Below are 26,300 nucleotides of genomic sequence, written 5' to 3' on the forward strand. Positions count from 1 at the left end.
CGGGAAAACGCGCGAGCAAGATGCCCGGGATCAGGAAAACGGGCGGGCCACCCCGGGAAGTTCCCGCGTGGCCCGCCCAGTTGCCGGTGCCGTGAGCGCGTCAGCTCGCGCTGCCGGCCGTCCACTCGCTCCAGGACATGTTCCAGCCGTTGAGGCCGTTGTCCGGGGCGATCGTCTTGTCGGGCGAGCCCGTGACCGAGACGACGTCACCGATCAGGGAGTTGTTGTAGAACCAGGCGCCCATGGTGTTCGGGTCGCCCGCGCCTCGCGCGTCCTGGAGGCCGACACAGCCGTGGCTGGTGTTGGCGCTGCCGAAGATCGAGGGCGAGCCCCAGTAGTTGCCGTGGATGAAGGTGCCCGACGTGGACAGCCGCATGGCGTGCGGCACGTCCTTGATGTCGTACTCCCCGCCGAAGCCGACCGTGTCACCGTTCATCCGGGTCTGGGTGAACTTCTCGGAGATCACCATCTTGCCGTTGTACGTCGGGTTCGACGGGCTGCCCGCGGAGATCGGGATGGTCTTGATGACCTTGCCGTCCCGCTCGACCGTCATCTTCTTGGCCTTGACGTCGACGGTGGAGACCTGCGCGCGGCCGACGGTGAAGGTGACCGTCTTGTGCTGCACGCCGGTGATGCCGTTCCCGCCCTTCACGCCGTCCAGGTTGATCTTCATGGTGACCTTGGAGCCGGCCTTCCAGTACTCCTCGGGCCGGAAGTCGAGGCGCTGGTTGCCGAACCAGTGGCCGACGACCTTCTGGCCGCTGCTCGACGTCACCGTGATGTTCGACTGGACGTCCTTCTTCTCCGTGATCGCCTTGTCGAAGTTGAAGGAGACCGGCATGCCGACGCCGACCGTGGTGCCGCCGTCGGGCGTGTAGCTGCCGATGAAGCTGTTGGCCGTGGAGACGGTGGTGAACGTCGCGTTCTCCGTCGCCGCGTTGCCCTTGGGGTCCTTGGCGTTGGCGGTCACCCTGTACTTCGTGCCGCGCTCCAGCTGCCCCTTGGGCTTCCAGGTGGTGCCGTCACCCGAGATGGTGCCCTCGACCGCGGCGCCGGACGTCACCGACGTCATCTTCACGCTCGTCAGCTTGCCGCCCTTGACCTTGACGCCGGTGGCGTTGATCGAGGCGTCGGTGGCGCCGTCCTTCGAGGAGATGGTGATCTCCGCGCCCTTGGCGGCGGAGTTGGCGCCCTTCTTGTCGTTCTTGGCGTCGGCGTCGCCGCCGCAGGCCGTCAGGGTCAGCGCGCCCACGGCGGCGAGCGCGGTGGCGGCCAGCAGGGCACGGCGCCGGGGGTTGACTATGACCGACCTTGTCACGGGCTGCTCCAAGTACGTGTTCTGATCCAGTTGGGTGTTCTGTTCCAGTACGACTTAAGAGCGTTCCTGTGCGTGGATAGGTTCCGTCCGGAGGGTGTGAGTGTGAGCACACTCGGTGAGCCCAACAGGCGGAACTGTGGGGCTGTTTGGGCACCTTTGGGCTAGTTGCCCGCGGGCTCGTAGAGGTCTCGGTACGCGGGGAAGCTGCCGCCCGGCGTCTTCACGGAATGGGCCGCGAGCATCGCCCGCGTGATCGCCGCCGTCACCACGTCCGCGCCCGCCGCGAGGATCTCGTTGAGGGCGAGCGGCTTCTCGGCGGCCAGGGCGCGCTCCCCGGTGGCGAGGGCGAAGACCGTGTCACCGTCGTTGAGGAGATGGACGGGCCGCACCGCGCGCGCCATTCCGTCGTGCGAGGTGCCGGCCAGCTTCTGCGCCTGCGCCTTGGTGAGGTCGGCGTCGGTGGCGACCACGGCGAGCGTGGTGTTCAGCGGCGGCGGACCGTTCTCCGCGGCGGCCTCCGCGAGGCGCCGCCGCGCCTCCTCATGCACCTCGGACGCCGGGTAACGCACCCGCCGCCCCTCGAAGTACCGCCCGTACAACACCCCCGTCCCCGGATCCACCCCCGAACCCGCGGCGTTCGCCACGACCAGCGCGGCGACCGTGATCCCCGAGTCGAGGCGGACGCTCGCACTGCCGACACCGCCCCTGCAACTCCCGACCACCGCGCCGGTGCCCGCCCCCACGTTCCCCTCCACGACGGGCGTGAACGGCTCGGTGCGCGCGGCATCCTCGACGGCGGCCCGCCCGGTCGCCGCGTCGGGGCGGGCCCCGAAGTCGCCGCCGCGGCCCAGGTCGAAGACGCAGGCGGCCGGGACGACGGGCACGACGTGGGCGGGATCGGGGCCCACCCGCACGCCCCGGCCGCGCTCCGCCAGCCACGCCACCACCCCGGACGCGGAATCCAGGCCGTACGCACTGCCGCCGGTGAGGACGACCGCCTCGACGCGCTGCACCACATTGCGCGGATCGAGAGCGTCCGTCTCCCGGGTGCCGGGCCCGCCGCCGCGCACGTCCACGGCGGCGACCACCCCGCCCTCGGGGGCGAGGACCACGGTGGTGCCGGTCAGCCACCCGTCGCCGGCCCGCGTGGCGTGGCCGACGCGGAGCCCCGCGACATCGGTCAGGGAGTCAGTAGTCATGCCCCGATCCGTACCACGCACCACCCCTCATGAGCGCCGCCCCACACACGTGGTGAGCGTCACCCGCGCCGTTCTGTCACGCGTGTCATGCGCGCCGTGAGCGTCACCCCCGTCGCGACCGTCGCCGCCGTCACGAGCCCGGCCACCAGCACCGCCCAGCGCCCCGCGAACGTACTCGCCAGCACTGCCAACGTACTGACCGGCAGCACCAGTTGCTGCGCCGTCCCCACCTTGTAGTAACGGGAGTGCAGCGCCCACACGGTGAACAGATAGAGCGCCGTCGGCACGGTCACCGCGGCGGACGCCGCCAGGGTCGAGATGTGCGCCTTGCCGACGGCCTGCTCGACCGCCACCTCGATCCCGGCCCCGATCGCCGCGGCCGAGCCGAGGATCACGTAGTGGCCGTAACCCCACAGGAACGCCTGCCGGTTGCCGGCCAGCCGCCCGTGGATCGGCACCACGAAGTAGATCCACCACGCGGCGAAGACGATGAGGAGGCCACCCGCGGCGATGGGCAGCAACTCGTCGAGCGCGTCGTTCTCCTCGATCCCCGACTTCACGGCGACGGTCGCCGCCGCGATGGTCTCGCCGAGCACGATGATGGTGAACAGGCCGTACCGCTCGGAGATGTGGTGCGGGTGCCAGGCCGTCGTGTACGCGCGCTCCGCGATCACCGGCACGCACAGCTCCGCGACCGCCATCACGAGGAACAGCCAGGGCCGTGCGCCCTCCGGCAGGAACAGCAGCCCCGACCAGCCGACCTGGCAGAGCAGCACACCGCACGCGTACCGCAGGGCCGTGCCGCGCTCGGCGCCCGTCGCCGCCCTGGCCACGCGCAGCCACTGCGAGGTGAGCGCGATGCGCATGATCAGGTAGCCGAGCCAGACCAGGAGGAAGTCGTGCTCCTCGAAGGCCTTGGAGACCCCGGCGGCGAAGACGAGCACACCGGCGATCTGGACCAGCGTGACCACGCGGTACAGCACGTCGTCGTTGTCGTACGCCGAGGCGAACCACGAGAAGTTCACCCACGCCCAGAACAGCGCGAAGAACACCATCGCGTAGTTGAGGACGCCCTCGCCCGCATGCCCCTCGGCGACGGCGTGCACCAGCTCCGCACCGGCCTGCGCGACCGCCACGACGAAGCACAGGTCGAAGAAGAGCTCGAGCGGTGTCGCGGCGCGGTGCTCCTCGTCGCGCCCGCGGGAGAGGAGTGGCCGCAGCGGCTTCGGGGTGGTGGAGGGCGGGCCGGTGTGCGGTGGGGGAGAGGCAGAAGCGGAGGTCATTCCTCCACAACAGCAGAACGTGTCCGCAGGACCGGGCCGCGGCGCCAAGCGGCACGGCGGCGCCACCCGGCCGCCGCAGTGCCCGGGGTCCGAAGTCCTGCCGCGCTCCCTGACCTTGGCCCCGGTCTTTCGCCCGGCCGGCAGGTGCCCAACGCCTCTGCCCGCGCGGGCCCGCGCGACGGACCGTGGAGGTGTCAGGCCCCGTAGCAAGGTCGGGACCCTGAGCGAACCGGGAACCAACATGAGACCGCCTGTCGCCCACCCCACGCGGACCGAGCCCACGCGGACCGAGCCCACGGCCACGTCGTACGACCCCGCCGCGTCGCGCGACCCCGCCGCCCCGCGCGACCTGGCCAAGTCGTACGACCCCGCGCAGTACCGACCCGGCAGGACCATCACCGACTGGGAGCCGGAGAACGAACTCTTCTGGCGGTCCACAGGCCGGAAGGTCGCCGTCCGCAACCTGTGGATCGCGGTCCCCGCCCTGCTCGTCGCCTTCGTCGTCTGGCAGGTGTGGTCGGTCACCGCGACCAACCTCAAGGACGTCGGCTTCGGCTTCTCCACCTCTCAGCTGTTCTGGCTGACGGCCGTCCCCGGTCTGACGGGCGGCACGGCCCGGATCCTCTACACCTTCCTCGGCCCGATGATCGGCCAGCGCCGCTTCACCGCCCTCTCCACGGTCGTCCTGGTCGTCCCGCTGATCTGGCTCGGCATCGCGGTCCAGAACCCCGACACCTCGTACGGCGTGATGATCGCCATCGCGGCGCTCTGCGGCATCGGCGGCGCCAACTTCGCCTCGTCCCTCGCCAACATCGGCTTCTTCTTCCCCAAGAAGGACAAGGGGAACGCGACCGGCATCAACGGCGGTCTCGGCAACCTCGGCGTCTCCGTCGTCCAGCTGCTGACCCCGATCGTCATCACCAGCTCGGTCGTCGCGGTCGGCTCCGCCCAGCACAAGGCCGACGGGACACCGGTCTGGCTGCAGAACGCCGCGTTCCTGTGGGTGCCGGTCCTGGTGATCCTGGCCGCCGTCGCATGGTTCGGCCAGAACGACCTCAAGGTCGCCTCCACCCCCTTCAGCCAGCAGAAGATCATCTTCAGGCGCAAGCACAACTGGCTGATGACCTGGCTCTACGTCGGTACGTTCGGCTCCTTCATCGGCTTCGCCGCCGCCCTGCCGATGCTCATCAACACCACGTTCACCCCGATCGACGCGGCCTACTCCGCGGCCACCTACGCCTGGATGGGGCCGGCCGTGGGCGCGCTCGCCCGGTGGGCCGGCGGCTGGATCGCCGACAAGATCGGCGGCGCGAGGGTCACCATCCTCTCCTTCGTCGGCATGGCTCTGTCGATCATCGGCGTCATCGGCTTCCTGCCCTCCGGCGGCGACGACGGCAACTTCTGGGGCTTCTTCGTCTGCTTCCTCTTCGCGTTCCTCTTCTCGGGCATCGGCAACGGCTCGACGTTCCGCCAGATCCCGGTGATCTTCCGCAACCAGCACCTGAAGGGCCTTACCGAAGGCACGCCCGAGTACGCGAAGGCGCTGAAGCAGTCGGAGATGGAGTCGGGCGCCGTCACCGGCTTCACGTCCGCCATCGCCGCGTACGGCTTCTTCTTCATCCCGGCGATGTTCGCCAACTTCTCGGTCACCAGCGCGATGTGGGGCTTCGTGGCCTTCTACATCAGCTGTATCGCGGTGGCCTGGTGGTTCTACGCCCGCAAGGGCGCGGAGTCGCCGAGCTGACGGGTGAGGGGAGCTCACAGTGAAGAAGCAATACGAAAGGTACGGAAGGTGCGGATCATGACTGCCACCCCTATGGAAACGACAGTGAACGGTGAGGCTCGGGACGGCGAGGCCTGGGACGGCTTCCAGGGCGGCCTGTGGCGGGACTCCATCGACGTCCGTGACTTCGTGCAGCGGAACTACACCCCGTACGAAGGAGACGGCTCCTTCCTGACAGGACCGACCGAACGCACCACCCAGGTCTGGCAGAAGCTCCTCTCGATGTTCCCCACCGAGATAGAGCGCGGCATCCACGACGTGGACGTGAAGACCCCCTCCCGCATCGACGCCTTCAAGCCCGGCTACGTCGACGGCTCGGCAGCCGACCACAGGGACCTCATCGTCGGCCTGCAGACCGACGCGCCGCTCAAGCGCGCCATCATGCCCAACGGCGGCTGGCGCATGGTCGAGGGCGCGCTCAACGCCTACGGCCACCAGGCCGACCCCGACGTCCGGGACATCTACACGCACCTGCGCAAGACCCACAACGAAGGTGTCTTCGACGCCTACACCCCCGAGATCCGCGCCTGCCGCTCCTCCGGCATCATCACCGGCCTGCCCGACGCCTACGGCCGCGGCCGCATCATCGGCGACTACCGCCGCGTCGCCCTCTACGGCGTCGACCGGCTCATCGCCGCGAAGGAGACCGACAAGGCCGCCCTCGGCGAACAGTGGGCGACCGAGGACGTCATCCGCGGCCGCGAGGAGATCTCCGAGCAGATCAAGGCCCTCAAGGAACTGAAGGCCATGGCGATGGCGTACGGCTACGACATCGCGCGGCCCGCCACCACCGGCCGCGAGGCCGTCCAGTGGCTCTACTTCGCCTACCTCGCCGCCGTGAAGGAGCAGAACGGCGCGGCCATGTCGATCGGCCGGATCGACACCTTCCTCGACATCTACCTCCAGCGCGACATCGACGCCGGTCGCATCACCGAGTCCGAGGCCCAGGAGTTCATCGACGACTTCGTCATCAAGCTCCGCATCGTCCGCTTCCTGCGCACCCCCGAGTACAACGAGCTGTACTCCGGCGATCCGACCTGGGTCACCTGGACGATGGCCGGCATCGGCGAGGACGGCCGCCCCCTGGTCTCGCGCACCACCTTCCGCGCCCTGCAGACCCTCTACAACCTCGGCCCCGCTCCCGAGCCGAACCTCACCGTCCTCTGGTCGCAGCGGCTGCCCCAGGGCTTCAAGGACTTCGCCGCCAAGGCCGCCATCGACACCTCGGCCATCCAGTTCGAGTCCGACGAGCTGATGCGCCCCAAGTACGGCGACGACACCGCGATCGCCTGCTGTGTCTCCGCGATGGCCGTCGGCAAGCAGATGCAGTTCTTCGGCGCCCGCGTCAACGTCGCCAAGGCCCTCCTCTACGCGATCAACGGCGGCCGGGACGAGAAGTCCGGCAAGACCGTCGTCCAGGGCTTCACACCCATCGACGGCGACCACCTGGACTACCCGACGGTCGTGCGGCAGTACGACGCGATGCTCGACTGGCTCGCCAAGACCTACGTCCACGCGCTCAACGTCATCCACTACATGCACGACAAGTACGCCTACGAACGCATCGAGATGGCGCTGCACGACCAGGACGTCCTGCGCACGATGGCGTGCGGCATCGCCGGGCTCTCGGTCGCCGCGGACTCGCTCTCGGCGATCAAGCACGCCAGGGTGCGGGTGATCCGCGACGAGACGGGCCTCGCCGTCGACTACGAGATCGAGGGCGACTACCCCGCCTACGGGAACAACGACGACCGCGCCGACGACATCGCCCGGCGCATCGTGCACGGCTTCATGGAGAAGGTCCGCAAGCACCCCACCTACCGGAACGCGGTGCACACCCAGTCGGTGCTGACCATCACCTCGAACGTCGTCTACGGCAAGAAGACCGGCAACACCCCCGACGGCCGCCGCGCCGGCACGCCCTTCGCCCCGGGCGCCAACCCGATGAACGGCCGCGACGAGCACGGCTACATCGCCTCGGCGATGTCGGTCGCCAAGCTGCCCTACGACGACGCCGAGGACGGCATCTCGCTGACCAACACCATCACCCCCGACGCACTCGGCCGCACCTCCGAGGAGCGTGTCGCGAACCTCGCCGGAGTCCTGGACGGCTTCATGGCGAGCGACGGCTTCCACATGAACGTGAACGTGCTCGACAAGGCCACCCTGGAGGACGCCATGCGGCACCCGGAGAACTACCCGCAGCTGACCATCCGGGTCTCCGGATACGCGGTGAACTTCATCCGGCTCACCCGGGACCAGCAGCTCGACGTCATCAACCGCACCTTCCACGGCTCCCTCTGAGCCCTCCACGAGCAGTCCGGGAGTACCGCCATGGCTGTCCTCACCCCCGCGGCGGCCGTCACCCGCCGCCCCGTCACCGGCTCGGTCCACTCCTGGGACCTGTCGACCGGCGTCGACGGGCCCGGGGCGCGCTTCGTCACGTTCCTCGCGGGGTGTCCCCTCACCTGCCTGTACTGCCACAACCCCGACACCTGGCGGATGCGCGACGGCAAGCGGACCACGGCCGACGACGTCCTCGGGGAAGCCGCCAGATACACCCGGTTCATCTCCGCGGCGGGGGGTGGAGCCACCGTCAGCGGCGGCGAACCCCTCCTGCAGCCCGTCTTCACCGGCGAGCTCCTGCACCGCCTCAAGCACGACCTGGGGCTGCACACCGCACTCGACACGTCCGGCCACCTCGGCGGCCGGGCCACCGCCGCCCTGCTCCGCGACGTCGACCTGGTCCTGCTCGACATCAAGTCCTGGGACCCCGGCACCTACCGGCACCTCACCGGCCGCCCCCTGCGGCCCACCCTCGACTTCGCCCGCCGCCTTGCCGGCCTCGACAAGGAGACGTGGGTGCGCTTCGTCCTCGTCCCCGGAGTGACCGACGAACCGGCGAACATCGAGGGCGTCGCCGGCTTCGCCGCCTCGCTCGGCAACGTCTCGCGCGTCGACGTGCTGCCCTTCCACAAGCTGGGCGAGGCGAAGTGGGACGCGCTCGGCAAGGACTTCACGCTCCGCGGCACTCCCTCGCCCACTCCGGGCCAGGTGGCCGCCGCAAAGGAGATCTTCGCAGCTCAGGGGCTCACGGCCGTCTGAACCGGGCGGCCGGTCCCGGCCGACGTACTCTGGAGGCATGAGTACCGCCCCCGCCCCCGAACCGCGCGATCCGGACAAGCCGAAGCCCAAGGCGAAGAACAAGCTGGTCTTCGACGACCCGCTGTCGCAGCAGTCTTCGGACGACACGGACCGAGGGTGGGGCGAGCGGGCCGAGACCGGCGGCGACAGCGCCGCCGACCTGGCGCGCTTCCTCGACGAGAAGCCGCCCCACCACCTCTGAGCCCGCGCGACCCCCAAGGCCGACCGGCGCGCTACTCCTCGCGGTGCCCCGAGCCGCGCTGCGCCACCAGGGCGTCGCGGATCTCCTTGAGCACCTCCAGCTCGGTGATCTCCATGACCTCCTTCGCGCCCTCCTTCGCGGCCCGCCGCGCCGCGACCCGCGCGAGGTACTTGGCCATCGGCAGCACCATCAGGAAGTACACGACGGCCGCGGTGATCACGAAGCTGAGGACCGCGCTGAGCACGGAACCCCACATGATCGGGATTCCCTTGCTGACCTCGCCCGCGGCGTTCATCTCGCAGGGCGCTTTCAGGCACGAGCTGTAGTGATCGAGGTCCTTCGTCCCGAAGGCGCCGACCAGCGGGTTGATGACACCCTTGACCACCGAGTTCACGATGTTCGTGAACGCGGCGCCGATGACCACCGCGACCGCTAGGTCGACGACATTGCCGCGCATCAGAAAGGCCTTGAAGCCCTCCCAGACACCCGGTTCCTTCTTCTCGCTCACCACGAGGCCTTTCGTTGCATGTGCGGGTTGCTGAACAAACAACTTCGCAACCTACGTGAGCCCATGGCCAGCCTGTCCAATCGTCCCGCACGAACGAGCTACTTGACAGGCTGTCAGTGCGATCGTGAACGTTCCGCTTCATCGGAGGGTCACCGCGAGACGTGTGCTCGCCCCGGCCCCGGCCAGCCGTGCCGCCGTGTCCCTCGGGACGGAGAACACCACCAACGCACCGCTCTCGGCGCCCCCTTGCCCAGCCCCTTCCCCCGGCTCGGGCACCTCGGACACGCGCGCTCCGGCCGCCACCACGCGGGGCTTCGCGCCGGCTGCGGGCGGCCCTTCGGCGGCGATCACGTCGACCCGGTCGCCGGGCCGGAGCAGGCGCGCCGCCTCCGCGTCCGCGATCCGCACGGGCGCCGCCACCATGGCTGCCCCCGCCGCTGACGCCGCTTCCGCCGCGTCCCTCGGCCCCGCGACGGACGCGATCTCCTGCGGGCGGGCCGCGTCGCGCGGTGCCGTGATCGCGAGCGCGGCGGCGGTCATCGCGAGCCCCACGGCCATCGCCCGACGTCTGTGCCGCAGCAGCCGGCGCAGCCGCGGATGACCGCCGCGCACCCGCACGGGCGGGAACTGGGGGACCGGGCGTCCGTCTGCCGGTCGGGTCTGAGGGGGTACGTGCGTCACGACAACCACCGCCTGCGGTGCGAGGAGCTGGGCTTCCGCTCCCACGATGCAGGCCCCCGCCGATTCCCGCTGAGCCCCGTGGACTACTCGCCGGTTGTGGACAACTCCCTCACCCGAAGGGGGACTTCCAGCCGCTCACAGGCCGGTCGGCCCGAGACTCGAGCCCCAAGCCCTCTTACGGCAGCCGAATCCCCGGATCCATCCCGCCCAACGCCCCCGCGCACCCGCACTCCCGCCCCCGGCCGCCCTGCGGCAGCCCCGCGACCGTGTCGAACAGCACGCCCCGCAGCCGGTCCACATTGGCGGCGAACACCCGCAGGACCTCGTCGTGCGAGACGCCCTCGCCGCTCTCCGCGCCCGCGTCCAGGTCCGTGACCAGCGCCAGCGACGTGTAGCAGAGCTCCAGTTCACGGGCGAGCGGCGCCTCGGGGTGGCCGGTCATGCCCACCACCGACCAGCCCTGCTCCGCGTACCAGCGCGATTCCGCCCGGGTGGAGAAGCGCGGCCCCTCGACGACGACCAGCGTCCCGCCGTCCACCGGCTCCCAGTCGCGGCCGCGTGCGGCCTTCAGTGCGGCTCCGCGGCCCGCGCGGCAGTACGGGTCGGCGAGCGAGACGTGTACGACGTTCGGCACGCTTCCGTCGGGCAGCGGCACACCGTCGAAGTACGTCTGCGCGCGCGTAAGGGTGCGGTCCACGAGCTGGTCGGGCACCAGCAGCGTGCCCGGCCCGTACTCGGAGCGAAGACCGCCGACCGCGCACGGCCCGAGCACCTGCCGTACGCCGACGGAGCGCAGCGCCCAGAGGTTGGCGCGGTAGTTGATGCGATGCGGCGGCAGGTGGTGGCCGCGGCCGTGCCGGGGCAGGAAGGCGACCCGTCGGCCTGCGACCTCACCGAGGAAGAGGGAGTCGCTCGGGGCTCCGTAGGGGGTGTCGACCTGCGTCTCGGTCACGTCGTCGAGGAAGGAGTAGAAGCCGGAGCCGCCGATCACGCCGATCTCGGCCCGCGCGACGCTCGCCTTCGCCGTGTTCACCATGGCCCGCACAGTAGCCGGGGCGGCACATGCCGACGACCCCGCCGTCACAGGACGGCGGGGTCACACGGAAGAGCCTGCGGGAAGTCCTACGCGGCCGAGCTCGACGTGGACGTCGAGGAGGAGCCGGACGACTTGGAGTCCGAGGAAGAGGTGGACGACGAAGACGACGAGGTCTTCGAGGCCGCGGAGTCGGACGAGCCCGACGACTTCGACGACGCGTTCGCCGGAGTGCTGCTCGACGACGAGCCGCGGCTGTCGTTGCGGTAGAAGCCGGAGCCCTTGAAGACGATGCCGACCGCCGAGAACACCTTCTTGAGGCGTCCGTCGCAGTTGGGGCAAACGGTCAGGGCGTCATCGGTGAACTTCTGCACCGCCTCGAGGCCCTCGCCGCACTCGGTGCACTGGTACTGGTACGTCGGCACTTGCTTCCTCCTGGCACTCTCACTCGATGAGTGCTAACGACGGTCCATAGTGACGTATTCCGCGGGATCAGTCCACTGACACGGGCACGCGGTGACCGACGCCACGTGCCACGGTGCGGCCCGCGGACTTCGGGGCGAGCCGCGAGCGCAGCGTCACGAGGACCACGAGGGCCAGTGCCGTGCCGCCCAGCGGGACCAGGAATCCGGCCCCGTCCCAGAAGCGGTCCTCCAGCTGTCCGGCGACCGTGACGGCCGCCGCCTGCCCGAGCGCGACCGCGCCGGTCAGCCAGGTGAAGGCCTCCGTGCGGCCGGTCGGCGCGACCAGCTTGTCGACCAGCGTGTAGCCGGTGATCAGGGCGGGCGCGATGCAGACGCCGACCAGCAGACCGAGACCGGCGAGCAGCGGCACGGAGTGCGCGGCCCACAGTCCGGAGGCCATCAGGGTGAGTGCCGCGTACCCGACGAGGAGCCGGCGCTGCGGCGAGATCTTCCAGGCGATGGCGCCGCAGGCGACACCGGAGAGCATGTTGCCCGCCGCGAACGTGCCGTACAGGACACCGTTCAGGCCGGGCTGGCCGATCGACTCGGTGAAGGCGGCCAGCGAGACCTGCATGCCGCCGAAGACGGCGCCGATGCCGAGGAACGTGACGATCAGGACCCGCACTCCGGGGATGCGGAGCGCGGAGACGTGCTCCACGCGCGCGTGGGCGTCGTCGTGTGCGGACGGCTTCGGCTGGGTGCTCTTCTGCGCGGCGAAGAGCAGACCGCCCACCAGGGTGAGCCCGGCCTCGGTGAGGAGTCCGGCGGAGGGCGAGATGCCGGTGCACAGGGCGGTGGCGAGGAGCGGGCCGAGGACGAAGGTCAGCTCGTCGGTGACCGACTCGAAGGCGGCCGCGGTGGTGGCCAGGGGGGAGTCCTGCAGCTTGACGCCCCAGCGGGCCCGCACCATGGGGCCGATCTGCGGCGTCGACGCGCCCGCGGGCACGGCGGCCACGAAGAGCGCCCACAGGGGGGCGTCGGAGAGCGCGAGCACCGTCAGCGTGACGACGGACGCGGAGTGGACGAGCACACCGGGCAGCAGGACGGCGCGCTGCCCGAACCGGTCGGCGAGCTTGCCGGTGAACGGGGCGAAGAGCGCCATGGAGACGCCGGTGACGGCCGAGACGGCGCCCGCGGCACCGTACGAGCCGGTGGTGTGCTGCACCAGCAGGACGATGGAGATGGTCAGCATCGCGAACGGCTGTCGCGCCGCGAAGCCGGGGAGCAGGAACGTCCAGGCGCGAGGGGTGCGCAGGAGCTGTCCGTAACCCGGGCGGGATTCGGTGACCGTGGATGCCACGGCCCGTGCCTTTCTGCCGCCTGGTAGCGGTCGCCCTGGTAGGGCGACGACGCCGAGAGCTGTCCTCTTGCGCGGAACTGCGGTAGATGCCGGGCCCCACTGCGAGGGTGCCTCGGCCGCCATACGGTCGCGCCAGCTCTGCTTCAGGCAGAGTTGGTTCGATCTGGTGCCTTTATCGTACAGGGGAACGTCCCATCGGCCCCTGTATTCGCAGCCGATGAGACCCCCGCCACCTACGATTGGTGCTTTTCTCCGTCGGTTCCCAGCCAACCGGCCAGCTTTCCGCCGTGTCCGACCGCCCGCAGCCGCCGCTCGGCCGCGTCCCGCACCGGGTCCGTCGCCACCACCAGGAGCTCGTCGCCGCGCCGCAGCACCGTCGTCGGCAGCGGCACGAACGATTCTCCGTCGCGGACGACCAGCGTGACCGCCGAGCCCTGCGGCAGCCGCAGCTCGCCCACCTCGACGCCGTGCATGCGGGAACCCTTGGGGATGTCGACCGAGAGCAGGTGCCCCTGGAGGCGCTCCAGGGGCGCGGACTCGATGCCGAGGTCGGCGGCCTCCGAGCCGTCGCCGAGCCGCAGCTTCCTGGCCAGCCAGGGCAGCGTGGGGCCCTGTACGAGGGTGTAGACGACGACCAGGACGAAGACGATGTTGAAGATCCGCTGGCTGTCCTCGACGCCGCTCACCATCGGGATGGTGGCCAGGATGATGGGCACGGCGCCGCGCAGGCCCGCCCAGGACAGCAGCGCCTTCTCCTGCCACGGCGTGCGGAACGGCAGCAGGCTGAGCACGACCTCCAGGGGGCGTGCCACCACGGTCAGGACCAGGCCGATGAGGATCGCGTGCCAGGTGTCGTCGAGCAGGTCGTGCGGCGTGACGAGCAGCCCGAGCAGGACGAACATGCCGATCTGGGCGAGCCAGCCGAGCCCCTCCGCGAAGCCGCGGGTGGCGGGCCAGTGCGGCAGCCTGGCGTTGCCGAGCACCATCGCGGCGAGGTAGACGGCCAGGAAGCCGCTGCCGTGCGCCATGGCGCCCGCGGCGTACGCGGTGACCGCGATCGCCATGACGGCGATGGGGTAGAGGCCGGAGGCGGGCAGCGCCACGTGCCGCAGGCCGTAGGCGCCGAGCCAGCCGACCGCGATGCCGATCGCGGCGCCGATCGCCAGCTCCAGGGCGATCTCGCCGATCAGTACGTACCAGTCGTCCACCGGTCCCGCCGTGGAGAACGCCACGACGAGGATCACCACAGGGGCGTCGTTGAACCCCGACTCCGCTTCCAGGATTCCCGTCACACGGGAGGGGAGCGGCACCTTCCGCAGCACAGAGAAGACCGCGGCCGCGTCCGTGGACGAGACCACCGCACCGATGATCAGCGCCTGCCGCCACTCGAGGCCGACGAGATAGTGGGCTCCCGCGGCCGTGACGCCGACGCTCACCGCGACGCCGACGGTCGAGAGCACGGCCGCCGCGGGCAGGGCCGGTTTGATCTCTTTCCACTTCGTCCCGAGGCCGCCCTCGGCGAGGATCACGACCAGGGCCGCATAGCCGATGACCTGCGTCAGTTCGGCATTGTTGAAGTGGACGTCGCCGACGCCGTCCTGGCCCATGGCGACGCCGATGCCCAGGTAGAGCAGCAGGCTGGGGAGCCCGCTGCGCGACGAGACGCGGACCGCCGCCACGGCGACGAGCAGCACGAGCGAGCAGACGAGCAGGAGCTGGTTGAGGTGGTGGACAGTCAGGGGCCGTTCCTTCCGCTGCTGAGCCGAGTGCTCCGCCGGGAAGCCGAGCACTACGTAGGAGTACTTCGTTACCTTACCTAATTGTTAACGCTTCCTTGACGCCTTCGAATGGTTATTCGATCTTTTGAGGCGCGGGTTCCTGACTCCGCGTCCGGAGCCGGAACGCCCTGCGCCTATGGTTGCTCCTGCGCTCCCAGAGCCGCCCAGTCGACAGCACAGCCCGCCCTGCCGCTCGCGTAAGGACAGCAAGGACAGCGATGCCCTCCAACACCACCGCCTCTTCCGGTCATAAGTCCGGCAAGAAGAAGGGGCGCCGAGCCCGACTCGTCGTGATCGTCCTGGTCCTGGCCATCGTCGGAGGCATCGGCTTCGGCGCGTACTGGAGCATCAGCACCGTGCGCGCCTCCTTCCCGCAGACCAAGGGAACGATCAAGCTCGACGGCCTCTCGGGCAATGTCGAGGTGAAGCGGGACGGGAACGGAATCCCGCAGATCTACGCCGACTCCGACGCCGACCTCTTCATGGCCCAGGGTTTCGTCCAGGCGCAGGACCGCTTCTACGAGATGGACGTCCGTCGTCATATGACCTCCGGGCGGCTCTCCGAGATGTTCGGCAAGGGCCAGGTCAAGACCGATGAATTCCTGCGCACGCTCGGCTGGCACCGGGTGGCGAAGAAGGAGTACGACTCCAAGCTCTCGCCGGAGACGAAGAAGTACCTCCAGGCGTACGCCAAGGGAGTCAACGCCTACCTCGCCGGCAAGGACGGCAAGGACATCTCCGTCGAGTACGCGGCGCTCGGCTTCAAGAACGACTACAAGCCGCAGGAGTGGACCCCCGTCGACTCCGTGGCCTGGCTGAAGGCCATGGCCTGGGACCTGCGCGGCAACATGCAGGACGAGATCGACCGCTCCCTGATGACGAGCCGCCTCGGCCCGTCGCAGATCAAGGACCTGTACCCGAAGTACCCGTACAAGCGGAACAAGCCGATCGTCCGCGAGGGCGCCTACAACAGCGTCACCGAGGAGTACGACCCCGACGCCACGGCCACCGACACGCAGACCGGCACCGGGACGGGTACGGGCACTGGTACGGGCACAGGCACCGGCACAGGCACCGGGACGGGCACGGGTACAGGCACCGGCACGGGCGGTACCGGCGGCGCGGCCGGAAGCGGCCTCGCGGGCGGCGCCCAGGCCCCCGACGGGCTCCAGTCGCAGCTCAACGGCCTCTCCGGAGCCCTGGACGAGGTCCCGGCCATCCTCGGCCCGAACGGCAACGGCATCGGGTCGAACTCCTGGGTCGTCGCCGGTGAGCACACCATCACCGGCAAGCCGCTCCTCGCCAACGACCCGCACCTGGCGCCGCAGCTGCCCTCCGTCTGGTACCAGATGGGCCTGCACTGCCGGTCGGTCTCCGAGAAGTGCGGGTACGACGTCTCGGGCTACACCTTCTCCGGGATGCCGGGCGTGGTCATCGGCCACAACAAGGACATCGCCTGGGGCATGACGAACCTCGGCGCCGACGTCACGGACCTGTACCTGGAGAAGTTCACCGGGGACGGCTACCAGTACGACGGCAAGGTGCTGCCGTTCACCTCGCGCGAGGAGACCATCAAGGTCGCGGGCGGCAAGTCGAAGAAGATCACGGTCCGCGAGACCAACAACGGCCCGCTGATCTCCGACCGCAACGACGAGCTGGTCAAGGTCGGCAAGAAGGCCCACGTCGACACCGCGGCCCCCGACCGGGGCGACGGCTACGGAGTGGCGCTGCGCTGGACCGCGCTGACCCCCGGCAAGTCCATGGACGCCGTCTTCGAGCTCAACAAGGCGAAGAACTTCACGGAGTTCCGCAAGGCGGCCGCTTCTTTTGAAGTGCCGTCCCAGAACCTGATCTACGCCGACACCGACGGCAACATCGGCTACCAGGCACCCGGCAAGATCCCCACCCGCGGCAAGGGCGACGGCTCGCTCCCCGCGCCCGGCTGGGACCGCGACTACCGCTGGACCGGCTCCATCCCGCAGGATGCGCTGCCGTACGAGTACAACCCCAAGCGCGGCTACATCGTCACCGCCAACCAGGCCGTGATCAGCGACAAGTACCCGTACAAGCTCACCTCGGACTGGGGCTACGGAGCACGCAGCCAGCGGATCGACGACCTCATCCAGTCGAAGATCAAGAACGGCGGCAAGATCTCCACCGAGGACATGCGCCTCATGCAGATGGACAACAGCAGCGAGATCGCCAAGCTGCTCGTGCCCAAGCTGCTGAAGATCGACGTCAAGGACAAGTACGTCCGCGAGGCGCAGAAGCTGCTCGAAGGCTGGGACTACACCCAGGACGCCGACTCGGCGGCTGCCGCGTACTTCAACTCGGTCTGGCGCAACATCCTGAAGCTGGCCTTCGGCAACAAGCTCCCCAAGGAGCTGCGCGTCAAGGGTCAGTGCCTGAGCGTCGAGCCGGCCGGCAACACCGGCCCCGCCGACGAGGGCAAGAAGGTGCGCGAGTGCGGTGAGCGCGACGCGGACTCGGCCCAGCCGGACGGCGGCGACCGCTACTACGAGGTGATCCGCAAGATCATCGACGACGAGACCAACGCCTGGTGGAAGTCGCCGGGGACCCGCACCGACAAGGAGACCAAGACCCGCGACCAGCTGTTCGCGCGGGCCCTGGAGGACGCGCGCTGGGACCTGACGGCCAAGCTCGGCAAGGACATCGACACCTGGAGCTGGGGCCGCCTGCACCGGCTCACGCTGAAGAACCAGACGCTCGGCACCGAAGGCCCCGGCTGGGTGCAGTACGTGCTCAACCGCGGCCCGTGGAAGCTCGGCGGCGGCGAGGCCGCGGTCAACGCGACCGGCTGGAACGCGGCGGGCGGCTACGGAGTGCTCTGGGTGCCGTCGATGCGGATGGTCGTGAACCTCAAGGACCTCGACAAGTCCAAGTGGATCAACCTCACCGGCGCTTCGGGGCACGCGTACAACGCCCACTACACCGACCAGACCGACAAGTGGGCCAAGGGCGAACTCCTGCCGTGGGCCTACACGGACAAGGCGGTCGAGGGCAGCACGAGCGACAAGCTGGTGCTGCGCCCCTGACGGTCGCGCACGTCACATCCTGAAAGGGCCCTCCACGCACGCGTGGAGGGCCCTTTCGGCGTTCCCGAGGCCTCGGTGACCGTCCCGGGTCTCAGCGGAAGCGGTGCGCCCGCGACGGCGTCACGACGGCGTGCACCGGCCGGTCGTGTGCCTCTTCGGGGAGGTGGGCGACGACTTCGGAGTCGTACAGGAGCACCACGAGCGCGGGGTCGGCCGCCGACCGCTCCAGGCGGGCGAGGACCCGGTCGTACGATCCGCCACCCCGCCCGAGCCGCATCCCGCGCGTGTCCACGGCGAGCCCCGGCAGCAGCACGGCGTCCGCCTCCAGGACGGCGTCGGGCCCGAGCCGCGCCCCCGCGGGCTCCAGCAGCTCGATCTTCCCCAGGTGTTGTACGCGGCCGAGCGAGCCCTCTCCGGCGTACACGCCCCAGTCCAGGTCGTTGTCCGGGAGGAGCACCGGGAGCAGGACGCGGGTCCCGCGCGCGTGCAGGGCGTCGAGCAGTGCGCGGGTGCCGGGTTCGCTCCCCACGGAGACGTACGCCGCGACGGTCCGCGCGGCGGCGAGTTCCGGTAGTTCCAGCGCGCGTTCGGCGAGGGCCGCGGCCGCCTTCCGCACGTCATCCGCCGTCAACCCGCTTCTCACCGCGAGGAAGTCTCGCCGCAACATCCGCTTGGTTGGCTGGCCGTCTGCTCCGCCGGTTCGGCTCACAGGGATCTCCCAAATCGTTCCTGGTCGGCGCATATGCCGAGAAATTATCTGGACCCACAGATTCCGCACATAGGCACCGGATATGGTGGGCGCCATGACTGAGTCTCAACCCCCCCACACCAGGATCACCAAGGCGGTCATCCCCGCGGCGGGCCTCGGCACACGCTTCCTGCCGGCCACCAAGGCGACCCCCAAGGAGATGCTGCCGGTCGTCGACAAGCCGGCGATCCAGTACGTGGTCGAGGAGGCGGCGTCCGCGGGTCTCGACGACGTCCTCATGGTCACGGGCCGCAACAAGCGCCCCCTGGAGGACCACTTCGACCGCAACTACGAACTGGAGTCCGCCCTCCTGAAGAAGGGCGACGAGGCCCGCCTCGCCAAGGTCCAGGAATCCAGCGACCTCGCGACGATGCACTATGTGCGCCAGGGCGACCCCAAGGGGCTCGGTCACGCCGTCCTGTGCGCCGCACCGCACGTCGGCCGGGAGCCGTTCGCCGTCCTCCTCGGCGACGACCTCATCGACCCGCGCGACCCGCTCCTCGCCCGCATGGTCGAGACCCAGGAGCTGCACGGCGGCAGCGTCATCGCCCTCATGGAGGTGGCCCCCGAGCAGATCCACCTCTACGGCTGCGCGGCGGTCGAGGCCACCGAGGACGGCGACATCGTCAAGGTCACCGACCTGGTCGAGAAGCCCGACGTCGCGGACGCGCCCAGCAACTACGCGATCATCGGCCGCTATGTCCTGGACCCCGCCGTCTTCGACGTCCTGCGCAAGACCGAGCCGGGCCGCGGCGGCGAGATCCAGCTCACCGACGCCCTCCAGCAGCTCGCCGCGGACGAGAAGATCGGCGGCCCGGTGCACGGCGTGGTCTTCAAGGGCCGCCGCTATGACACCGGTGACCGCGGCGACTATCTGCGTGCCATTGTCAGACTCGCGTGCGAACGTGAAGATCTGGGCCCGGACTTCCAGGCCTGGCTTCGCAGTTACGTCACCGAGGAGATGTAGCACTTTGAGCAGCAGCAGGACGACACCGACCACCGGCCGGCCCGAGTTCTGGTCGGTGGAAGAGCATCTGGACGACATCCTCGCGACCGTCCGCCCGCTCGAACCGATCGAGCTCCAACTCCTCGACGCCCAGGGCTGCGTCCTGGTCGAGGACGTCACGGTGCCCGTCTCGCTGCCGCCCTTCGACAACAGCTCCATGGACGGTTACGCGGTGCGGGTCGCCGATCTCGCGGGCGCGAGCGAGGAGTTCCCCGCCGTCCTGACGGTCATCGGCGACGTGGCCGCGGGCGCGGGCGCGCAGCCCACCGTCGGCGCGGGCCAGGCCGCCCGCATCATGACCGGCGCCCCGCTGCCGCCCGGCGCCGAGGCCGTTGTCCCCGTGGAGTGGACCGACGGCGGCCTGGGCGAGGGCCCCGTCTCCGGGATGCGCGCCCACAGCGCCGCCCCCGAAGGTGCCTCCGGAGAGGTCCGCGTGCACCGCCCCGCCGAGGCACGGGCGCACGTGCGCGAGCGCGGCAGCGACGTCCGGGCGGGCGACCGGGCCCTGTCCGCGGGCACCGTCCTCGGCCCTCCGCAGATCGCCCTGCTCGCCGCGATCGGCCGCGGCACGGTGAAGGTGCGCCCGCGCCCGCGCGTGGTCGTCATGTCCACCGGCAGCGAACTGATCCAGCCCGGCGAGGAGTTGGCGGCCGGCCAGATCTACGACTCCAACAGCTTCGCCCTCACCTCCGCCGCCCGCGACGCCGGAGCCATCGCCTACCGCGTGGGCGCGGTCGCCGATGACGCCGAGACGCTGCGCTCCACCATCGAGGACCAGCTGATCCGCGCCGACCTCATCGTCACCACCGGCGGCGTCAGCGTGGGCGCCTACGACGTCGTGAAGGAGGCCCTGACCGCCATCGGCGACCCGGACGCCGAGGACGGCATCGGGGCGGGCAGCGGCGTCGAGTTCCGCAAGATCGCCATGCAGCCCGGCAAGCCGCAGGGCTTCGGCTCCATCGGCCCCGACCACACCCCGCTCCTCGCACTGCCGGGCAACCCCGTGTCCTCGTACGTCTCCTTCGAGCTGTTCGTGCGCCCCGCGATCCGCACCCTCATGGGCCTCCCGGAGGTCCGCCGGTCCACCACGCGCGCGAAGCTGGTGTCGGACAAGGCGCTGCACTCGCCCGAGGGACGCCGCCAGTTCCTCCGGGGGAGGTACGACGCCGCGGCCGGCGACGTCACGCCCGTCGGCGGGTCCGGCTCGCATCTGATCGCCGCCCTCGCCCACGCGGACGCGCTGATCGTCGTCCCCGAGGACACCACCTCGGTGGAGCCGGGCACGGACGTCGAGGTGGTCCTGCTCGGCTGAGGAGGCCGCCCGCGCGGTACCGTGTCGCGCACAACAGGCCCGCGCGCCGCACCGCGCGGAGCCCGGACCGGGAGCGCCAAGCACATGACCGCGATTTCCCGGGGGGACACCCCCGGAGCCCCTGACCAGCAGCGACTGACCCACATCGACGAGGCGGGCGCGGCCCGCATGGTCGATGTGTCCGCCAAGGACGTGACCGCGCGCACCGCCCGCGCCAGCGGCCGCGTCCTGGTCTCGCCGCGCGTGATCGAGCTGCTGCGCGGTGAGGGCGTGCCGAAGGGCGACGCCCTGGCCACCGCGCGGATCGCCGGGATCATGGGCGCCAAACGCACGCCGGACCTGATCCCGCTCTGCCATCCGCTGGCCGTCTCCGGAGTGAAGCTCGACCTCTCCGTGGCGGACGACGCCGTCGAGATCCTCGCCACGGTGAAGACGACGGACCGCACGGGCGTCGAGATGGAGGCCCTCACCGCGGTGAGCGTCGCCGCCCTCACGGTGGTCGACATGGTGAAGGCCGTCGACAAGGGCGCCGTCATCACGGACGTACGGGTGGAGGAGAAGACCGGCGGCAAGTCGGGGACGTGGAGCCGGGAAGGAGCCGGGGCGTGAGCGCGGGTGACGGGCACGCACGCGTGGAGCACGACGCGGCGCCGCAGGCGGGTCGGGAGCCGGGCGGGACGCCGCGGCAGACAGGACCGGACGCGTCGTTGGGCGGCGCCCTGCTCGCGCCGTACAGCGCGCTCGTCGTGACCGCGTCGAACCGCGCCGCCGCGGGCGTCTACGCCGACCGGGGCGGGCCGATCCTCGTCGAGGGCCTCACCGCGCTCGGCTTCGCCGTCGACGGACCCCAGGTCGTCCCCGACGGCGACCCCGTCGAACAGGCCCTGCGTGCGGGCGCCGAGGCCGGTTACGACGTCATCCTCACCACCGGCGGCACCGGCATCTCGCCCACCGACCGCACCCCCGAGGCCACCCGCCGCGTCATCGACCACGAGGTGCCGGGCATCGGCGAGGCGATCCGCGCGTACGGTAGGGACAAGGTCCCCACCGCCGTGCTCTCGCGCGGGCTCGCCGGGGTCGCGGGCCGGACGCTCATCGTGAACCTGCCGGGCTCCACCGGAGGCGTACGCGACGGACTCGCCGTCCTGGAGCCGCTGCTGAGGCACGCCGTCGACCAGCTGCGGGGCGGCGACCATGCAGGCCCGCCCGGGGGTGTGAGCTGAACGGCTCCTCCTGGCCCGTCGAGCTGACGGACGGCGACATCGCCCTCCGTCCCATAAAGATGCGTGACCAGCGGGCCTGGCGCGACGTCAACCGGCGCAACCGCGACTGGCTGCGCCCCTGGGAGGCCACGATCCCGCCGCCCACCCCCAGCGGCCCGATCGTGCACCGTCCCACCTACCGTCAGATGGTCCGCCATCTGCGCGCGGAGGCCAACGCGGGCCGGATGCTGCCGTTCGTCATCGAGTACCGGGGCCGTCTCGTCGGGCAGTTGACGGTCGCGGGGATCACCTGGGGATCGATGTGCTCGGGGCACGTGGGCTACTGGGTCGACGAGTCCGTCGCGGGCCGCGGGGTCATGCCGACCGCCGTGGCGCTCGCCGTCGACCACTGCTTCCGTTCGGTGGGGCTGCACCGTATCGAGGTCTGTATTCGCCCCGAGAACACGCCGAGCCGACGGGTCGTGGAGAAACTCGGATTCCGCGAGGAGGGACTCCGCCCGCGGTATCTGCACATCGACGGCGCGTGGCGGGATCATCTCGTCTTCGCGCTCACGGCCGAAGAGGTCCCGGAAGGGCTGTTGCGCCGCTGGCACCAGGCGCGACCTCGGAACACGGCCTAACGGGCCGTCACCTCCGTAAATGAAATATGTGTTCGAAATTGATCGTCGAAGGTCCGTCCGAGGCGAGTATGAGGCGAGTATGAGACTTGTCTCAGGCATTAATTTCCCGCTCGTGACGCGTCGTTGATCGCATCAGTCACAAAAAAAGTTCGAGATATCAGCCAGATCGTGCGACACACCGGCGCAATTGGCAGATGGCCTCATGCAAACCCCTCTACCGTGTGAGCGTGAGCAGCAGCGGCCTCATCTACGCAGTCATCGTCGGGGCCTGGGCCGCCTACTTGGTGCCGATGTGGCTCCGTAGGCAGGACGAGCTGAACGAAGCCCGTCCGACGGAACGCTTCAGCACCGCCATCCGGCTGCTGTCCGGACGGGCGGGGATGGAGCGCCGATACGCCAGGGACCTGCAAGCGCGCTCGCCCGAGGAAGGGGAGTCGCTCGACGACCCGGACGTCATCACCGGCTCGGTGGACGTCCGGTCCTTCGTCGCGCCCCCGTCCGACACGGCGGCATCCCGACCGGACCGGGCCGACCGGCCCGACCGGGCGGAGCGCGAACCCGAACACGAGCGGGAGCGGGAGCCCGAACGTGAGCGGGAGCGCGAACCCGAACGCGCGCCCGCGCCCCGTGCCCAGGCCCCCGGCAAGGACCCGGCCGCCCGGCCCACGCCCGCACAGCGCGCCGCGTCGGCGGAGGCCGCCGCGCGCGCCCGGCGCGTCAAGGTCCTCGCCCGGCGCCGCCGCACGACGGTGCTCCTCTTCCTCGCCTTCACGGCCGGCACGGTCGTCGCCGCGGTCGGCGGGCTCGCCTTCCTGTGGGCGCCCGCAGGGCCCGCCGTGCTGCTCAGCGCGTACATCGTCTATCTGCGCGGCCAGGAGCGGCGCCGCTTCACCTACACGATGGACCGCCGCAGGGCCGAGGCCGCGGCGCAGCGGCTGCGCGAGCGGCAGCCCCGCCGCAGGCCCGCGGGCACGGAACACGTCCCCGACGGTTCGGTGGAGGAAGGGCAGGCGCCCGAGACGGAGACCGGACTCTCCGCGCTCGCCGCGGACCGCCGCGCCCTCGTCGAGCAGACCGACCACGCGGAGTGGGTCGACCAGCAGCGGGAGCGGCAGCGCGGCCCGGGCCGCGGCGACAGCTGGGACCCGGTCCCGGTACCGCTGCCGACCTACGTGACCGCGCCGGTCGCGCCGCGCGCCACCGGCAGCGTCGACCTGGGCGCGCCCGACGTCTGGAGCTCCGTGCGGTCGAGCACGGCGGAGCCGGCCGCCGAGCGCGCGGCCGAGCAGGAGCGGTCGGCCGCGGGCCCGGGGGACATCGACGGAGCCGAAGGCGCGGACGCGGGCGGCGGGCGCAGCGACAAGCGCCGGGCGGCGTCCGCGCGGCGCGCTCGCGAGCGCGGCCGCACGCCGCTCTTCGACCAGTACGAGGACGGCGACCGGCCGCGTGCGGCCAACGAGTGAAGCGCGGCGAGGTCCGTACCGGCTGACCAGCCAGGAACGGATTTCCAAGCACCCGGATCGGGATGCTAGAGTTTCACTCGTTGCAAGGGCCTGTGGCGCAGTCTGGTAGCGCACCTCGTTCGCATCGAGGGGGTCTGGGGTTCAAATCCCCACAGGTCCACTGCACATGAGATCCCGTCCAGTTCATCGAACTGGGCGGGATCTTTGCGTTGCGCTCCATGGGTGTGGTCCTCGGGTGTGGCCCCCGTGTGGTTTATCCGTAGCTGGATACATTTGATCCATGCTGTCCCCTTTGCGGGTTGCCGTGATCTGCGGCACTTTTCTGGCCGCCGTGCTCGTGGGCGGGTGTGCCGAGCCCCGGGGGCTGCGGGTGGAGGGGCCCGCGCTGCGGCCCACGCGGGTGGCCGGGCCCGTCTATGTGGCCGACGTGTCGGGGCGGCCGCTGCAGCAGCCGGCCGAGGTGGAGCTCACCGAGTCCGTCGTGGTCGCGGAGCTGAGCTGGCGGGACTGGGGCGGGCCGACCGCGCGGGCCACCGGGAAGCTCGGCGGCCCGTGGTGCCGACCCGGGTGCCGTGACAGGCCGTACGACGCGACGCTGACGCTCAGCGGTCTGGAGCGGCCGGAGGGCGTGGCGTACTACCGGCGGGCCACCGTCGAGCCGAGGAAGCCTGAGGAACTGCCCGCCGCGGCGGTGAACGTGCAGTTCCAGGGCATCCGGCTGTCGGCCCCGGATCTCTGAGGGCACGGGCATGAGTGTGGGGATGGGGTTGCGCGCCAAGATCGGGCTCGCCATCGCGGCGACCGCGGCCGTGGTGGCCGCGGTGATGGGGCTCCTCGTGCACCACCGCACCGTCGACGCGCAGTACGCGGCCGCGCGCAGCCAGATCGGGGACCGGCTGCGGACCGCCGTGCAGGACCACGCGGCCGGGATCGACGGGGACCGCACCCTCATCGACCCCGCCGATCTGCCGGGGCCGCTCGCCGGGGCCGTGGCGAAGGGGCGGTGGGGCGTCTATCTGGACCGGAGCGGGCGGGTGCCGCAGCTGTGGGCGGCGAGCAAGTACGGCGAGCATGTCGTCGCGCTGAAGCGCCCGTACGACAGGGAGGCGGAGACCGTACGGGACCTGGACCGGGTGCTGTGGATCTCCGGCGGTATCGGGACGGCGCTCGCGTGTGCGGCGGGGCTGCTCGTGGCGACGCGGCTCGGGCGGCGCCTCAGGACGAAGGCGGGGGCGGCGCGGCGCATCGCCGACGGGGATCTGACGGCGCGGTTGCCCTTGCGGGGCAAGGACGAGATCACTCAGCTCGCGGCCGCCGTGAACACGATGGCCGACGCGCTTGCCGCGCGGTTGCAGGCGGAGCGTGAGGTGACGGCGAACATCGCGCACGAACTGCGTACGCCGGTGGCCGGCATGGTCACGGCGGCGGGGTTGCTGCCGCCGGGGCGGCCGTCCGAGCTGGTGCGGGAGGCCGCGGGGCGGTTGCGGGAGCTTGTCGACGACGTCATCGAGGTGGCGCGGCTCGATGGGGCGGGGGAGCAGGTTGCGGCGGAGGTGTGTGCACTGGGGGCGGTGGTGCGGAGGTCTGTTGCGGCGGGGGCTGCGGGAGCCGCCGGGGGCGGCGGGGGCGGCGGGGTGGGGGGTGTGACGGTGGATGTTGTGCGGGATGTGGAGGTGGTTACCGATCCTCGGCGGGTGGAGCGGGTGGTGGCCAACCTCGTCAGCAACGCGTTGCGGCATGGGGCGGTGCCGGTGGTGGTGGAGGTCGACGGTGGGGTGGTGCGGGTGCGGGACTCCGGGGGTGGGTTTCCGGAGTCCCTGTTGTCCGGGGGGCCGCAGCGGTTTCGGAGCGGGGGTGGGAGGGAGGGGGTGGGGCTTGGGCTTGGGCTGACCATCGCGCAGGGGCAGGCGCGGGTGTTGGGGGCGGGGTTGCGGTTCGCCAATTCGGTGGGGGGTGGGGCGTTGGTCGAGTTCGACCTGCGGTCGGCTTTGCGGTGACCCTCCGGGGGTTGGGGGGTTGGGGGGCTTGGGGCTTGGGGGTTGTGTGCGGGTTTGTGGGGGCTGGTCGCGCAGTTCCCCGCGCCCCTGGGGGTCGGGGCTGGGCTGCGGGTTCCCGTGCCGCCCGCCGTGGTGATTGCGCAGTTCCCCGCGCCCCTGGGGGGTGGCTGGGGCGCGTAGTT

General features: G+C 70.7%; 23 protein-coding genes and 1 tRNA gene. 14 read left to right on the top strand and 10 right to left on the bottom strand.

The features are described from left to right. Positions 1 to 100 precede the first annotated feature (100 nt). From ACZ56E_RS23865 to ACZ56E_RS23875, 3 genes are all read right to left on the bottom strand, one after another. Positions 101 to 1,330 (bottom strand): L,D-transpeptidase, encoded by a 1,230-nt coding sequence (locus ACZ56E_RS23865; RefSeq protein WP_471217104.1) that lies wholly within the window; start codon positions 1,328 to 1,330, stop codon positions 101 to 103. A 149-nt stretch (positions 1,331 to 1,479) separates the two neighbouring features. Beyond that, a complete protein-coding gene (locus tag ACZ56E_RS23870) occupies positions 1,480 to 2,517 on the bottom strand; it encodes a P1 family peptidase (RefSeq protein WP_471217106.1) in 1,038 nt (345 codons plus the stop codon). A gap of 59 nt (positions 2,518 to 2,576) precedes the next feature. After that, positions 2,577 to 3,800 (bottom strand): low temperature requirement protein A, encoded by a 1,224-nt coding sequence (locus ACZ56E_RS23875; RefSeq protein WP_471217108.1) that lies wholly within the window; start codon positions 3,798 to 3,800, stop codon positions 2,577 to 2,579. Between the two features lie 241 nt (positions 3,801 to 4,041). Here ACZ56E_RS23875 and ACZ56E_RS23880 point away from each other — a divergent pair, with 241 nt between their 5' ends. Genes ACZ56E_RS23880 through ACZ56E_RS23895 form a run of 4 tightly spaced genes read left to right on the top strand, consistent with a single transcriptional unit; the run spans position 4,042 to position 8,929 of the window. After that, positions 4,042 to 5,544, top strand: a complete 1,503-nt coding sequence (locus tag ACZ56E_RS23880; RefSeq protein ID WP_471217110.1) for a NarK family nitrate/nitrite MFS transporter — start codon at positions 4,042 to 4,044, stop codon at positions 5,542 to 5,544. Positions 5,545 to 5,601: 57 nt separating this feature from the next. Further along, complete coding sequence (pflB, locus tag ACZ56E_RS23885) at positions 5,602 to 7,887, top strand: formate C-acetyltransferase (RefSeq protein WP_471217112.1); 2,286 nt, start codon at positions 5,602 to 5,604, stop codon at positions 7,885 to 7,887. Positions 7,888 to 7,917: 30 nt separating this feature from the next. Then, entirely contained in the window at positions 7,918 to 8,688 is a 771-nt protein-coding gene (pflA, locus tag ACZ56E_RS23890; RefSeq protein WP_471217115.1) for a pyruvate formate-lyase-activating protein, read from the top strand. A 37-nt stretch (positions 8,689 to 8,725) separates the two neighbouring features. After that, a complete protein-coding gene (locus tag ACZ56E_RS23895) occupies positions 8,726 to 8,929 on the top strand; it encodes a hypothetical protein (RefSeq protein ID WP_398303347.1) in 204 nt (67 codons plus the stop codon). 31 nt (positions 8,930 to 8,960) lie between these two features. On the opposite strand, the gene mscL is transcribed toward ACZ56E_RS23895, so the two are convergent. The 6 genes from mscL to ACZ56E_RS23925 all read right to left on the bottom strand — a co-directional run bounded on the left by mscL (position 8,961) and on the right by ACZ56E_RS23925 (position 14,705). Next, positions 8,961 to 9,437, bottom strand: a complete 477-nt coding sequence (gene mscL / locus ACZ56E_RS23900) for a large conductance mechanosensitive channel protein MscL (protein ID WP_471217118.1) — start codon at positions 9,435 to 9,437, stop codon at positions 8,961 to 8,963. A 138-nt stretch (positions 9,438 to 9,575) separates the two neighbouring features. Further along, positions 9,576 to 10,127, bottom strand: coding sequence for an RcpC/CpaB family pilus assembly protein (locus tag ACZ56E_RS23905; protein ID WP_471217226.1), 552 nt, complete (start codon positions 10,125 to 10,127; stop codon positions 9,576 to 9,578). 166 nt (positions 10,128 to 10,293) lie between these two features. Continuing rightward, positions 10,294 to 11,154, bottom strand: a complete 861-nt coding sequence (locus ACZ56E_RS23910) for an S-methyl-5'-thioadenosine phosphorylase (RefSeq protein ID WP_471217121.1) — start codon at positions 11,152 to 11,154, stop codon at positions 10,294 to 10,296. Positions 11,155 to 11,240: 86 nt separating this feature from the next. Continuing rightward, positions 11,241 to 11,576, bottom strand: a complete 336-nt coding sequence (locus ACZ56E_RS23915; RefSeq protein ID WP_468610316.1) for an FmdB family zinc ribbon protein — start codon at positions 11,574 to 11,576, stop codon at positions 11,241 to 11,243. A 67-nt stretch (positions 11,577 to 11,643) separates the two neighbouring features. Continuing rightward, the gene (locus tag ACZ56E_RS23920; protein ID WP_468610314.1) at positions 11,644 to 12,915 is read right to left on the bottom strand and encodes an MFS transporter; all 1,272 of its coding nucleotides are present in this window, start codon (positions 12,913 to 12,915) and stop codon (positions 11,644 to 11,646) included. Between the two features lie 233 nt (positions 12,916 to 13,148). Further along, entirely contained in the window at positions 13,149 to 14,705 is a 1,557-nt protein-coding gene (locus tag ACZ56E_RS23925) for a potassium/proton antiporter (protein ID WP_471217124.1), read from the bottom strand. Positions 14,706 to 14,911: 206 nt separating this feature from the next. Between ACZ56E_RS23925 and ACZ56E_RS23930 the strand changes: the two genes are divergently transcribed. Beyond that, a complete protein-coding gene (locus tag ACZ56E_RS23930) occupies positions 14,912 to 17,749 on the top strand; it encodes a penicillin acylase family protein (protein ID WP_471217126.1) in 2,838 nt (945 codons plus the stop codon). 91 nt (positions 17,750 to 17,840) lie between these two features. On the opposite strand, the gene ACZ56E_RS23935 is transcribed toward ACZ56E_RS23930, so the two are convergent. Beyond that, on the bottom strand, positions 17,841 to 18,416 hold the full coding sequence (locus ACZ56E_RS23935; RefSeq protein WP_471217128.1) for a 5-formyltetrahydrofolate cyclo-ligase: 576 nt from the start codon (positions 18,414 to 18,416) through the stop codon (positions 17,841 to 17,843). A gap of 136 nt (positions 18,417 to 18,552) precedes the next feature. On the opposite strand from ACZ56E_RS23935, the gene galU reads away from it, so the two are divergent. The 9 genes from galU (at position 18,553) to ACZ56E_RS23980 (ending at position 26,118) form a co-directional block, all read left to right on the top strand. Further along, a complete protein-coding gene (galU, locus tag ACZ56E_RS23940) occupies positions 18,553 to 19,464 on the top strand; it encodes a UTP--glucose-1-phosphate uridylyltransferase GalU (RefSeq protein WP_468610308.1) in 912 nt (303 codons plus the stop codon). Positions 19,465 to 19,468: 4 nt separating this feature from the next. Then, positions 19,469 to 20,815, top strand: a complete 1,347-nt coding sequence (glp, locus tag ACZ56E_RS23945; protein WP_471217129.1) for a molybdotransferase-like divisome protein Glp — start codon at positions 19,469 to 19,471, stop codon at positions 20,813 to 20,815. Positions 20,816 to 20,899: 84 nt separating this feature from the next. Next, entirely contained in the window at positions 20,900 to 21,424 is a 525-nt protein-coding gene (gene moaC, locus ACZ56E_RS23950) for a cyclic pyranopterin monophosphate synthase MoaC (protein ID WP_362998686.1), read from the top strand. Positions 21,425 to 21,522: 98 nt separating this feature from the next. Further along, positions 21,523 to 22,038: a MogA/MoaB family molybdenum cofactor biosynthesis protein gene (locus tag ACZ56E_RS23955; protein WP_471217228.1), complete on the top strand. Its 516-nt coding sequence runs from the start codon at positions 21,523 to 21,525 to the stop codon at positions 22,036 to 22,038. Beyond that, positions 22,035 to 22,658 carry a GNAT family N-acetyltransferase gene (locus ACZ56E_RS23960; protein WP_468610626.1) on the top strand — a complete coding sequence of 208 codons (624 nt, stop codon included), beginning with the start codon at positions 22,035 to 22,037 and terminating at the stop codon, positions 22,656 to 22,658. The genes ACZ56E_RS23955 and ACZ56E_RS23960 overlap by 4 nt, the downstream gene beginning before the upstream one ends. A 227-nt stretch (positions 22,659 to 22,885) precedes the next feature. Beyond that, positions 22,886 to 24,121, top strand: a complete 1,236-nt coding sequence (gene sepX, locus ACZ56E_RS23965; RefSeq protein ID WP_471217131.1) for a divisome protein SepX/GlpR — start codon at positions 22,886 to 22,888, stop codon at positions 24,119 to 24,121. Between the two features lie 86 nt (positions 24,122 to 24,207). After that, positions 24,208 to 24,281 (top strand) — tRNA-Ala (locus ACZ56E_RS23970). A 120-nt stretch (positions 24,282 to 24,401) separates the two neighbouring features. After that, a complete protein-coding gene (locus ACZ56E_RS23975) occupies positions 24,402 to 24,860 on the top strand; it encodes a hypothetical protein (protein ID WP_471217134.1) in 459 nt (152 codons plus the stop codon). Positions 24,861 to 24,870: 10 nt separating this feature from the next. Next, positions 24,871 to 26,118, top strand: coding sequence for an ATP-binding protein (locus ACZ56E_RS23980; RefSeq protein WP_471217136.1), 1,248 nt, complete (start codon positions 24,871 to 24,873; stop codon positions 26,116 to 26,118). Positions 26,119 to 26,300 lie beyond the last annotated feature (182 nt).

Source organism: Streptomyces sp. NPDC039480 (assembly GCF_055597165.1).

Coding starts and splice junctions, on each gene's coding strand:
- ACZ56E_RS23870 (WP_471217106.1), bottom strand. CDS start 2,517: ATGACTACTGACTCCCTGACCGATGTCGCGGGGCTCCGCGTCGGCCAC.
- ACZ56E_RS23875 (WP_471217108.1), bottom strand. CDS start 3,800: ATGACCTCCGCTTCTGCCTCTCCCCCACCGCACACCGGCCCGCCCTCC.
- ACZ56E_RS23880 (WP_471217110.1), top strand. CDS start 4,042: ATGAGACCGCCTGTCGCCCACCCCACGCGGACCGAGCCCACGCGGACC.
- pflB (WP_471217112.1), top strand. CDS start 5,602: ATGACTGCCACCCCTATGGAAACGACAGTGAACGGTGAGGCTCGGGAC.
- pflA (WP_471217115.1), top strand. CDS start 7,918: ATGGCTGTCCTCACCCCCGCGGCGGCCGTCACCCGCCGCCCCGTCACC.
- ACZ56E_RS23895 (WP_398303347.1), top strand. CDS start 8,726: ATGAGTACCGCCCCCGCCCCCGAACCGCGCGATCCGGACAAGCCGAAG.
- ACZ56E_RS23910 (WP_471217121.1), bottom strand. CDS start 11,154: ATGGTGAACACGGCGAAGGCGAGCGTCGCGCGGGCCGAGATCGGCGTG.
- ACZ56E_RS23930 (WP_471217126.1), top strand. CDS start 14,912: ATGCCCTCCAACACCACCGCCTCTTCCGGTCATAAGTCCGGCAAGAAG.
- ACZ56E_RS23935 (WP_471217128.1), bottom strand. CDS start 18,416: ATGTTGCGGCGAGACTTCCTCGCGGTGAGAAGCGGGTTGACGGCGGAT.
- galU (WP_468610308.1), top strand. CDS start 18,553: ATGACTGAGTCTCAACCCCCCCACACCAGGATCACCAAGGCGGTCATC.
- moaC (WP_362998686.1), top strand. CDS start 20,900: ATGACCGCGATTTCCCGGGGGGACACCCCCGGAGCCCCTGACCAGCAG.
- ACZ56E_RS23975 (WP_471217134.1), top strand. CDS start 24,402: ATGCTGTCCCCTTTGCGGGTTGCCGTGATCTGCGGCACTTTTCTGGCC.
- ACZ56E_RS23980 (WP_471217136.1), top strand. CDS start 24,871: ATGAGTGTGGGGATGGGGTTGCGCGCCAAGATCGGGCTCGCCATCGCG.